The 11,350-nt window shown below is 40.0% G+C and carries 8 protein-coding genes; 7 read left to right on the top strand and 1 reads right to left on the bottom strand.

The features are described 5' to 3' along the window. The first annotated feature begins 380 nt into the window (after window positions 1–380). Together BZG42_RS05465 and dapA are read left to right on the top strand one after the other, a co-directional pair. Complete coding sequence (locus BZG42_RS05465) at window positions 381–1,457, top strand: aspartate-semialdehyde dehydrogenase (protein WP_155996219.1); 1,077 nt, start codon at window positions 381–383, stop codon at window positions 1,455–1,457. A gap of 72 nt (window positions 1,458–1,529) precedes the next feature. Further along, window positions 1,530–2,465: a 4-hydroxy-tetrahydrodipicolinate synthase gene (gene dapA / locus BZG42_RS05460; RefSeq protein ID WP_155965629.1), complete on the top strand. Its 936-nt coding sequence runs from the start codon at window positions 1,530–1,532 to the stop codon at window positions 2,463–2,465. A 222-nt stretch (window positions 2,466–2,687) separates the two neighbouring features. On the opposite strand, the gene pepF is transcribed toward dapA, so the two are convergent. Continuing rightward, entirely contained in the window at window positions 2,688–4,478 is a 1,791-nt protein-coding gene (gene pepF / locus BZG42_RS05455) for an oligoendopeptidase F (RefSeq protein ID WP_155965627.1), read from the bottom strand. 132 nt (window positions 4,479–4,610) lie between these two features. Between pepF and BZG42_RS05450 the strand changes: the two genes are divergently transcribed. The 5 genes from BZG42_RS05450 to BZG42_RS05430 all read left to right on the top strand — a co-directional run bounded on the left by BZG42_RS05450 (window position 4,611) and on the right by BZG42_RS05430 (window position 11,324). Then, complete coding sequence (locus BZG42_RS05450) at window positions 4,611–4,949, top strand: ATP cone domain-containing protein (RefSeq protein ID WP_024532912.1); 339 nt, start codon at window positions 4,611–4,613, stop codon at window positions 4,947–4,949. A gap of 185 nt (window positions 4,950–5,134) precedes the next feature. Continuing rightward, entirely contained in the window at window positions 5,135–6,505 is a 1,371-nt protein-coding gene (gene nox, locus BZG42_RS05445) for a H2O-forming NADH oxidase (RefSeq protein ID WP_120171764.1), read from the top strand. A 256-nt stretch (window positions 6,506–6,761) separates the two neighbouring features. Continuing rightward, window positions 6,762–9,041, top strand: coding sequence for a DNA helicase PcrA (gene pcrA / locus BZG42_RS05440; RefSeq protein ID WP_155974416.1), 2,280 nt, complete (start codon window positions 6,762–6,764; stop codon window positions 9,039–9,041). Window positions 9,042–9,651: 610 nt separating this feature from the next. After that, the gene (locus BZG42_RS05435) at window positions 9,652–10,383 is read left to right on the top strand and encodes a DNA alkylation repair protein (protein ID WP_155996218.1); all 732 of its coding nucleotides are present in this window, start codon (window positions 9,652–9,654) and stop codon (window positions 10,381–10,383) included. Window positions 10,384–10,640: 257 nt separating this feature from the next. Then, window positions 10,641–11,324, top strand: coding sequence for a YjjG family noncanonical pyrimidine nucleotidase (locus tag BZG42_RS05430; RefSeq protein ID WP_155996217.1), 684 nt, complete (start codon window positions 10,641–10,643; stop codon window positions 11,322–11,324). Window positions 11,325–11,350: the final 26 nt, after the last annotated feature.

The raw sequence follows: 11,350 nt of genomic DNA, 5'->3' as shown, positions 1-11,350 counted from the left end.
AAATCTTTTTGTCCCAAGCTCATCTTAGTTTTAGGAGTAATGTCTTCAATGCCTCTTTTTATTATTTAATGTTCAGTGAAAATCAATTCCATGTTCATTCATAAAAAATGATTGTACTTGAGAAAATACTTTTTTAGGACTGTTCATTTAGCAAAATTGTGATATACTTAGTAGGTATAAATAGTTAGAAAATTTTGAAGAATGATTCAGTTAGATGAAATACCTTTCTGATTTGCTCTAATAGTCTGGTGATAGAGTATAAGAGACTGGAAGTAAACTGGACCTAGTTTATATGACAAGACTATTTGTGTTTGTCTTGAGTAAGACGAAGGTACTGACCTATCATGGGATTTCACAACGCTGTTTTTAAGGAGGTAACTATGGCCTATGTAGTGGCTGTCGTTGGTGCGACTGGTGCAGTTGGCGCTCAGATGATTAAAATGTTGGAAGAATCAATACTTCCGATTAAACAAGTTCGTTTCTTGGCTTCTGCACGTTCTGCGGGCAAGACTTTACAGTTCAAAGGTCAGGATATTGTCATTGAAGAAACAAAGGAAACAGCTTTTGAAGGTGTTGATATTGCTCTCTTTTCAGCGGGGGGATCTACATCTGCTAAGTATGCTCCCTATGCAGTCAAAGCGGGAGCAGTTGTTGTGGATAATACCTCATATTTCCGTCAAAATCCAGATGTTCCTCTGGTTGTTCCAGAGGTCAATGCTCATGCACTTGAGGGGCATAATGGTATCATTGCTTGTCCAAATTGTTCAACCATCCAGATGATGGTAGCTTTGGAACCAGTTCGCCAGAGGTGGGGACTGGAGCGGATTATCGTATCGACCTATCAGGCAGTTTCTGGTGCAGGTATGGGAGCTATTTTAGAAACCCAACATCAGCTTCGTTCCATCTTGAATGACGGTGTTGAACCAAAAGCGGTTGAAGCCAATATTTTACCTTCAGGTGGAGATAAGAAGCATTATCCAATCGGGTTTAATGCTCTGCCACAAATTGACCTCTTTACAGATAATGACTACACCTACGAAGAGATGAAGATGACAAAAGAAACTAAGAAAATCATGGAAGATGATAGCATTGCTGTTTCTGCGACCTGTGTCCGTATTCCGGTCTTGTCAGCTCACTCTGAGTCTGTCTACATTGAAACCAAGGAAGTGGCACCGATTGATGAAGTAAAAGCTGCTATTGCGGCCTTTCCAGGTGCGGTTTTGGAGGATGATGTAGCTAATCAAATCTATCCACAAGCCATCAATGCGGTCGGTAGTCGTGATACATTTGTTGGTCGTATTCGTAAAGATTTGGATAAGGAAAATGGGATCCACATGTGGGTCGTTTCAGATAATTTACTCAAAGGTGCTGCTTGGAATTCTGTACAGATTGCTGAAACCCTCCATGAACGTGGTCTTGTCCGTCCAACCATGGAATTAAAGTTTGAATTGCAATAAGTCTGGCATATTAAATGAACATAAAAAGGGCTCTTAATAGTCTTTTGGGGCAATAAAAAAGGGAGGAAACCGATGTCCATCCAAGAATTACGCAATGTAAAAATCATCACAGCTATGATTACCCCCTTCAAAGAAGATGGTTCTATCCATTACGAGGTTCTGCCCGAACTGATTGAATACCTCTTAGATCACCATACAGAGGCTATCCTACTAGCCGGAACAACTGCTGAAAGTCCCACTTTGACTCATGAGGAAGAATTAGAATTATTCGCTGCTGTACAAAAAATTGTTAAGGGGCGCGTGCCATTGATTGCTGGAATTGGAACCAATGATACACGTGATTCCATCGAATTTGCCAAAGAAGTTGCAGCTTTTGGTGGTTTTGCTGCTGGTCTTGCTATTGTTCCCTACTACAATAAACCATCACAAGAAGGGATGTACCAGCATTTTAAGGCCATCGCTGATGCATCGGATTTGCCGATTATCATCTACAATATTCCGGGTCGTGTTGTAGTAGAGATGACTCCTGAAACCATGCTTCGCTTAGCCGAGCATCCAAATATTATCGGGGTCAAAGAGTGTACCAGTCTGGCCAATATGGCTTATTTAATTGAGCATAAACCAGAAGATTTCTTAATTTATACAGGTGAAGATGGAGACGCCTTTCATGCAATGAATCTTGGGGCAGATGGTGTTATTTCTGTGGCATCTCATACTAATGGAGATGAGATGCATCGCATGTTTGTGGCTATCGAGCAACAGGACATCAAAACCGCAGCGGCCATTCAACGTAAGTTCATTCCTAAAGTTAATGCCCTCTTTTCTTATCCCAGTCCTGCGCCAGTTAAGGCGGTTCTCAATTATATGGGCTTTGAAGTTGGTCCGCTTCGCCTGCCCTTGGTTCCATGTCCAGAAGAAGATGCCAAACGTATTATTAAGGTTGTGGTTGATGGAGATTATGAAGCAACAAAAGCGACTGTGACTGGAGTTGTAAGACCCGATTATTAACAAATAAAGAGCAGGAAAAACTGCTCAGCGCGTAGACAAACCCTTAAAATGTAATAACTTTTGAAAACCTACGATAATGTTGTTCATCTTTCAACTCTTAGAAACGCTATTATTTCGACGTTTCTGGGAGTTTTTTTGCTGTTGGCTGCAAAGAAAAAGATTGAAGAACTCGTCCAAAATGGACTTTGTCTTCAATCTGAAATACAGGATATCCTGTTCCATTTATACTAAACATTCTAATTTATCTACCAAAGAGCCAACATAGGTGATAGTATCTTTTAGTGGTTTGTCGGTCGAAACATCAACACCCGCATGTTTTGCTAAGTCTTGAGCTGAAAGACTGGCTCCGAGTGAAAGGGTCTCAAGCCATTTCTCAACGACTTCTTCTGGATTTTTTTCCAGTTGTTTTGCCATAGCAGTACCAATTGTTAAACCTGCTGAGTAAGTGTATGGGTAAAGACCAATGTAGTAGTGTGGCTGGCGCATCCAAATAAGACCAGCATCATCACCGATTTCAAAGTCTTCGCCCCAGAATTCTTTGATGATATCCAATTTGATTTGGCAGAGGATGTCACCATTGAGGTATTCATCATTATCCAAACGAGTATAAACTTCACGTTGGAAGGCTGCTTCAAGCAGATGGGTAACCATATTGTGGAAGTAAGTGCGACTAATCAATTCGCTAATCAAGTATGCCTGGAAGTTCGGATCTTGGTTATTTTTCAGAAGAGTATTACATGTCAAGACTTCGTTGGCAGTAGATGGTGCCTCAATGAAATAAAGTGATGGTTCGTAGCTAAGAACACTTTGTTTTTTAGCCAATTGGAAATGACCCGCATGCCCCAATTCATGAGCTAGTACCAGAACTTCATTCATCAAGCCAGTCCATGAAAGCAAGATATAAGATGGTCCATCGTAAAGAGTGGCGCAGAAACCACCTGTCGCTTTGCCTTCATTTTGAGCAAAGTCAATCCAGCGCTCATCAAATGATTGTTCAATCATCTTAACATAGTCTTCACCGAGGATACCTAGACAGTCAATCAAAAATTGTTTTGACTCTTCTGGAGTAATCCGCTGGTTGAATTTAGATGGAAGACTGATTTTCAAGTCGGCATGGGTAATTTTATCTAAACCATGCGCCTTAGCAACTAATTTCACATAGCGGCGCATATGAGGAGCCAATTCTTTCATGATGATGTCAATCTGGCGGTCAAACAAATCCCGTGACACATTTTGACGATGCAAAAGGAAGTCAATCGTATTATCAAATCCACGCAGGCGAGCTTCAATTTGCTCGTTTTTGATATGAGATAAGTAAGTTGCAGCAGTGGTATTTTTGTACTTTTTCAAGGTAGAATAGAAACCAGCAGCAGAACGACGACGGACTTCCGTATCGTGGCTAATTTCGTAGTCATTCTCAAATAAAACATAGCTGTTTCCCAATGTTTCACCGTTAGCCTCGAAACTATCAAAGGTCATATCTTCAAACTTGGTTACGCCATAGTTGTTATATGGTTGGGTGAGAGTTGGAGCAAAGTTGGCCAAAAGTTCTTCTTGTAGCGGGTGAAGCTGATGTGGTTTCTGACGGATAATATTTTCAATATAGGCTTTCCATTGCGGTTGATTCGTAATAACATCTTCTAAAACTTCTTGATCAAGCAAGCCTAATTCTGTTTCAAGGAAGGACAATTTAGGAGTAGTATAGGCGAGTGTTAAATCAAAATCATTAGATAAACTAGCAAGTTCAGTATTCATCTTATCCACTTCAAGCGGAAGAAAAGCATAGTGAGACAATTTGCTTACGAGGATTGAGAGGCCTTCATAGTCCTTGAGAGCCGCTACGATTGTTTCAAGACTTGTTAAATTTCCTTTATAGGTTCTTTCAAAATGTTCAGTTTGTGTCTTGTAGGATACGAGTGCATCCTTGTAAGCTTGATTATCTGGGAAAATTAGATGGGTATCCCAAGTGAGCTGGACGTCTATTTCATGACGCTTTGGCATTGCATTTGACATTGGCTTCTCCTTTTTCTTTTAAGTTAATAGTGATATTATACCATAGAATGGAAAAAGAAACTTGACAAAACCGTGAAAAACCTAGATAATAGAAGTATGAAAGGGTTTACTGAAAACCAGAAAGGAGCTTTTATGCAAGTCATTAAACGTAGTGGAGAGATTGTTGAATTTGACCCGGATAAAATCTACCAAGCCATTCTAAAGGCAGCACAGACTGTTTATGTCATTGATGAGACTTGGCGGAAAAATCTTGCTCAGGTAACGAAAAAGGTAGTGCTTGACTTGGAAGAAGCTCATACAGAGCGCCCAACGATTAGTATGGTTCAGTCGCAGGTGGAGCATCGCCTTTTGGATGCTGGTTATATTACGATTGCTGAGCACTATATTTCATACCGTTTGCAACGTGATTTGGAACGCAATGGCTACGCTGATAAGATGATTGTTCATCTGCGTTTCGAGCAAGTACGCTAAGCTATAACCTAGAGAAATCTAGGTTTTTTTGTTTTGTGAATACCCTTTATTATAGCACTGTTAGGCCATCAAAAGTTTTTTATAAAAAAATGTGATATTTTGAGCATATTTTTTGAAATCGGTACCAAGCCTGTTGTATAATATAAACTGGAAAAAATTTATTTTTGAAAGTGAGATTTTACATTATGGCTAAAATCGTTGTTGTCGGTGCAAACCACGCCGGTACTTCAGCAATCAATACGATCCTGAACAATTATGGTGCAGAAAACGAAGTTGTCGTTTTCGACCAAAACAACAACATCTCATTCTTGGGATGTGGTATGGCATTGTGGATTGGTAAGCAAATTTCTGGTCCAGAAGGTCTTTTCTATTCAGACAAAGAAAAATTGGAGGCAGCTGGTGCAAAAGTTTACATGGAGTCACCAGTTGAGTCTATTGATTATGATAAAAAAGAAGTAACAGCTATCGTTAACGGTGAGAAGCATGTTGAAAGCTATGATAAGTTGATTTTAGCGACTGGTTCACAGCCGATCTTGCCACCAATCAAGGGGGCAGAAATCCAAGAGGGTTCACGCGAATTTAAGGCAACTCTTGAAAATCTCCAATTCGTTAAATTGTACCAAAACTCAGCAGAAGTGATTGAGAAACTCAATAACCCAGACATCAAACGTGTTGCAGTTGTTGGTGCTGGTTATATCGGTGTTGAGCTTGCCGAAGCGTTTGAGCGTCTTGATAAAGAAGTCATCTTGGTGGATATTGCTCAATCATCCCTCGGTGGTTACTACGATCCAGAGTTTACAGATTTGATGAACAAAAACTTGGAAGAGCATGGGATCAAGTTGGCATTTGGTCAAACTGTACAGGCGGTTGAAGGTAATGGTAAAGTTGAGCGTCTTGTGACAGATAAGGAAACCTTTGACGTTGACATGGTCATCTTGGCTGTAGGTTTCCGTCCAAACACTGAACTTGGTGCTGGTAAGATTGAACTCTTCCGCAATGGTGCCTTCCTTGTAAACAAAAAAGGCGAAACAAGCATTCCTGATGTATATGCTATCGGTGACTGTGCAACTGTCTATGATAACGCTCTTCAAGATACAAACTACATTGCTTTAGCTACTAATGCTGTTCGTACAGCCATCGTTGCAGCTCACAATGCATGTGGTACTGAGCTTGAAACTGCTGGTGTACAAGGTTCTAACGGTATCTCTATCTACGACCTTAAGATGGTCTCAACTGGTTTGACCCTAGAGAAAGCAAAACGTTTCGGTTACAATGCTGTAGCAACTGACTTCTCAGACTTGCAAAAACCAGAGTTCATAGAGCATGACAACCATGAAGTGAAAATCCGTATCGTTTATGATAAAGATACTCGTGTTATTCTAGGTGCTCAAATGGCTTCTAAAGAAGATATTTCTATGGGTATGCACATGTTCTCATTGGCAATCCAAGAGCGCGTAACGATTGAGAAATTAGCTCTTCTTGATATTCTCTTCTTGCCACATTTCAACAAGCCATATAACTACATCACCATGGCTGCACTTTCAGCAAAAGAATAAAAGAACCTCATCCCTATGCTAGAAATGCAAAATTAGGGTAGGAATAACAAAGCTAAGACCGAGCGAAATCTCGGTCTTTTATCGTCTCTGGAAGCAAGATTGGGTGAAATTTGGTATAATGGGAGGTATGATGAAAAGAAAGGAGTGTTTGGTTTAACGAACTGAACACGGGCGAATACTAAGGAGAGTTTAGCTTTCCTTATTTCAAACCTGAAACAGTCATTTTTTGGTTGTTTCATAGCCCCATGTATCTTATATGAATCCATTATTAAAAGGAATGAATGACAGACAAGCGGAAGCGGTACAGATAACGGAAGGACCGCTTTTGATTATGGCAGGGGCAGGCTCAGGTAAGACTAGAGTGCTGACACACCGGATTGCTTACTTGATTGATGAGAAGATGATAAATCCTTGGAATATCCTTGCCATTACCTTTACAAACAAGGCCGCACGTGAGATGAAAGAGCGTGCTTATGCCCTCAATCCAGCTACTCAGGACAGTTTGATCGCAACTTTCCACTCCATGTGTGTTCGGATTTTGCGACGAGATGCCGACCATATTGGCTATAATCGCAATTTTACGATTGTAGATCCTGGTGAGCAACGTAGTCTCATGAAGCGTATTTTGAAGAACCTCAATCTGGATCCTAAAAAATGGAGTGAGCGGTCCATCCTAGCCACTATTTCCAATGCTAAAAATGATCTGATTGATGATAAAGCTTTTGCTGCTCAGGCAGGTGATCTCTATGCACAGATTGTTGCCAAGTGTTACACCGCCTACCAGAAAGAACTGCGCCAGTCAGAGGCTGTTGACTTTGATGATCTCATTATGTTAACGCTTCGCCTATTTGACCAAAATCCAGAGATTCTCACCTATTATCAGCAAAAATTTCAATATATTCATGTTGACGAATACCAAGATACCAATCATGCCCAGTATCAGTTAGTCAAGCTCTTAGCCTCACGATTTAAAAATATTTGTGTGGTCGGTGATGCGGATCAATCTATCTATGGTTGGCGTGGTGCAGATATGCAGAATATCCTTGATTTTGAGAAAGACTATCCAGAAAGCAAGGTGGTTCTCTTGGAGGAGAATTATCGTTCAACCAAGACGGTTCTACAGGCTGCGAATGAAGTGATTGAAAATAATCGCAACCGTCGTCCTAAGAAACTCTGGACCCAAAATCCACAAGGGGATTTGATTACCTATTATCGAGCAAAGGATGAGAATGATGAAGCCATTTTTGTGGCCAGTCAGATTGATAGATTGTTCAGAGAAGGTAAAAGTTATAAAGATTTTGCTGTTCTTTATCGCACCAACGCCCAGTCTCGTACGATTGAAGAAGCCTTGCTTAAATCGAACATTCCTTATACCATGGTTGGTGGAACTAAGTTCTACAGTCGTAAAGAGATTCGGGATGTTATCTCCTATCTGAACATCATTGCTAATCCAGCAGATAATATTTCTTATGCACGCATTGTTAATGAACCTAAGCGTGGTGTAGGACCAGGAACGGTTGACAAGATACGTGATTTTGCTAATAGCAGAGGGCAGTCTCTTTTGGAAGCATCACAAGATATTCTACTGTCAACAATCAAGGGTAAAGCAGCGCAAGCAGTGTACAACTTAGCCAATCTCCTTTATAACCTTCGGAGTCAATTGGATACCTTAACAGTTACCCAAGTTGTGGAAGCAGTTCTGGATCAGACAGGATATATAGAGTTCCTTGCAACTCAGAATACGCTTGAAGCCAATGCTCGTATTGAAAATATTCAGGAATTTCTATCTGTAACTAAAAATTTTGATGATAAAAGTTTAGAGGAAGAAGAGACAGGTCTTGAAAAGCTCAGTCGATTTCTTAATGACTTAGCCTTAATTGCGGATACAGACGATGGCAATACGGAATCTTCAGAGGTTACTCTCATGACCCTTCATGCAGCCAAAGGTTTAGAGTTTCCGGTTGTCTTCTTGATTGGTATGGAAGAAAATGTCTTTCCTCTTAGCCGATCGGCAGAAGAAGAGGCAGAACTGGAAGAGGAGCGCCGTTTGGCCTATGTTGGTATTACGCGGGCGGAGCAACGACTCTACCTGACGAATGCAAATTCTCGTCTCCTCTTTGGGCGGAGCAACTACAACCAACCAAGTCGTTTTATCCGTGAAATTTCCAGTGACCTCCTTGACTATCAAGGTCTAGCCCGTCCAGCTAATACTAGCTTTAAGGCATCCTATATCAATGGCAGAGCTTCTCAGTTTGGACAAGGGATGAGTTTGCAGGAGGCCATGCAGAGTCGAAAAGCGACTCTACAACCGTCTGCCAAGCTAGGTGGTAGCATGCCTTTTGCTTCCAATCATCCAACATCAGATTCAGATATTAACTGGTCAGTCGGTGATATTGCTATCCATAAGAAATGGGGCCCTGGCACAGTCCTTGAAGTTTTAGGCACAGGTAACAATCAAGAATTGAAAATTAATTTCCCAGAAATGGGACTTAAAAAAGTTCTTGCAAGTTTAGCGCCGATTAGTAAGGAAGAATAGTTTTTGAGAGGGTAACTCTAAAAAGCAAGTCTGAACTCTTTAGTTTCTTTAGACAGATTACAGTTTCAGAATATTTTTATCCAGACTATGCAATAGGAGTAAATAGGATCAATAGTATTTCCTGACTTTTGATAAAATGAACATGTCATGCTTTTAGAAAGGAAAAATCCTAAATTGTCTTACAAATTTCTACTTTTCGAAATTTGTAGAAGTTAAATGATACAAATAAACGATTAAAATCCATTGAAATAGCTTGGTTTCAAGGCTTTTTAGCTGTTCTTAAGGATGATAGGAAACTTTTTTGTAATGGTAGTACATCTTATAATATTTATTCAAAATTAATCGTTAGAAAGTGTCAAATCGTTAAATAGTATCATTGATTCTCTAAAGACACATCATGTCGAGTGTATACTATTTCAGATAGACAAGTGCTGTTGGAAAATTTTTCTTTAGGTATTATTTGAATATCTTCAGGACCAAGACAAAGATCGTGTGAAAAGGGTCATTGATATTGATTTAAAGATGAAGAAGCTTGAGATTGAACAGTTGAATAAAGCTTATAACTGAGGGTAAAAAATAAAAATAAAAATGAAAAAAGGAGAGAAAGGATATGGTTAAGAAGCAAGAAAATCAAGATATAGTGCTTACAGCCGAGGCTTTTATCGATACCCTAAAGGAGCTTAAGACGGAAAAAGAGCTCAAGAAGCTCGAGAAGTATTTCAAAGGAGAAGACAAGGAGACTCAAGCCTTTGGGGTGAAATTTGGGGATGTATTTAAAATCGCTAAAAAGTATAAGTCTATGTCTATTGAAGAAATTGAAAAGCTTCTCGAAAGCAAATACTACGAAATCCGAATGGGTGCAGTAAGCATTATGGATTATCAAGCCAAGGACAAGAAGACTACACCCGAGAAGAAAAAAGAACTCTTTGATCTCTATTTAAGAAGACATGATCGACTTAACAATTGGGATTTTGTAGATCGGGGATCCTATAACATAATTGGAGAGTATCTGATTGATAAGGATAGAAAAATCCTATATCAGCTTGCCGAATCTGATGACCCCTGGGAGAGAAGAACGGCAATTGTCAGCACCTACGCCTTCATTAAGAAAGGACAGGTGGAGGATACCTTTAAGATTGCTGAAATTCTCTTATACGATGAACATGAACTCATCAACAAGGCTGTAGGTAGCTGGATTAGAGAAGCAGGCAAGAAGGACAGGGAGAAATTGTTGGCATTTCTAGATCAACACGGGAAGTCCATGCCCCGGGTGACCCTCCGGATGGCAATAGAAAAACTAGATCCAGAGCAAAGGGATTATTATATGAAGCTAAAACCATAGTTACAACACAAGGGGGTCACTTCAAACCGTCCCCTTGTGATCCTGGAGGGGCCCTTTTGTATTGGTAAATAGCATATAATATTCATTAGATTTAAGTCAGGATTAGATATTGTAGCATAGAAAAGGGAAGCGGTCATACATTAGTAGGTGTGACCGCTTTTTTTGTTTTGTGGTATAATGAAGTTATAGAATGGGTCGGGTAATTTTGCACCCCCTTAAAGCCATTTGCACCCCCCCTAGAAAGGAAAATCCCTAAATTGTCTTACAAATTTCTACTTTTCGATCTTGACCACACACTCCTTGATTTTACCCGCGGAGAAGAAGTGGCTCTAACGGAGTTTCTGACTTCAATGGCTGTAGATGATATTCAAACCTTTAAAGATATTTATCGTTCCATAAATCAGGCCATGTGGAAGGACTTGGAAAAGGGGAACATTACCAAGAAAGAGTTGGTTAACACTCGCTTTTCTCGTGTCTTTGCACACTTTGGACATCAAGTGGATGGGGCTGAAATGGCTCTTCGTTATCAAGAGTTCATTGGGCGGCAGGGGCAGATTTTTACAGGAGCGGACACACTTTTACAAGAACTTACTGAGCGTGGTTATCATATTTATGCTGCTACTAATGGTGTTACCTATATTCAGAAAAATCGTTTGTTTCACTCATCTCTTGGCTCTTATTTCAAAGAAGTTTTTATTTCCGAGCAGATGGGGATACAGAAACCTGAGGCTGCTTTTTATGAAAAAATAGCAGAGCAGATACCCGATTTTCGTCCTGACAAAGCTTTGATGATAGGAGATAGCTTAACTGCAGATGTTCAAGGAGGAAATAATGCAGGTATTGATACAGTTTGGTACAATCCAACCAGACTAATGAACGAAAGTAAGGCTGTCCCGACTTATATTATCCATAGTTATCAAGAACTCTTAGAGTTATTATAATAACCTTATGTAAAGGAAGTGGAGAC

This window comes from Streptococcus sp. DAT741, from assembly GCF_009866825.1.
Lineage (GTDB): Bacteria > Bacillota > Bacilli > Lactobacillales > Streptococcaceae > Streptococcus > Streptococcus ruminantium.
This window is presented reverse-complemented; position numbering and strand designations above follow the sequence as displayed.

Coding starts and splice junctions, on each gene's coding strand:
- BZG42_RS05465 (WP_155996219.1), top strand. CDS start 381: ATGGCCTATGTAGTGGCTGTCGTTGGTGCGACTGGTGCAGTTGGCGCT.
- dapA (WP_155965629.1), top strand. CDS start 1,530: ATGTCCATCCAAGAATTACGCAATGTAAAAATCATCACAGCTATGATT.
- pepF (WP_155965627.1), bottom strand. CDS start 4,478: ATGTCAAATGCAATGCCAAAGCGTCATGAAATAGACGTCCAGCTCACT.
- BZG42_RS05450 (WP_024532912.1), top strand. CDS start 4,611: ATGCAAGTCATTAAACGTAGTGGAGAGATTGTTGAATTTGACCCGGAT.
- nox (WP_120171764.1), top strand. CDS start 5,135: ATGGCTAAAATCGTTGTTGTCGGTGCAAACCACGCCGGTACTTCAGCA.
- pcrA (WP_155974416.1), top strand. CDS start 6,762: ATGAATCCATTATTAAAAGGAATGAATGACAGACAAGCGGAAGCGGTA.
- BZG42_RS05435 (WP_155996218.1), top strand. CDS start 9,652: ATGGTTAAGAAGCAAGAAAATCAAGATATAGTGCTTACAGCCGAGGCT.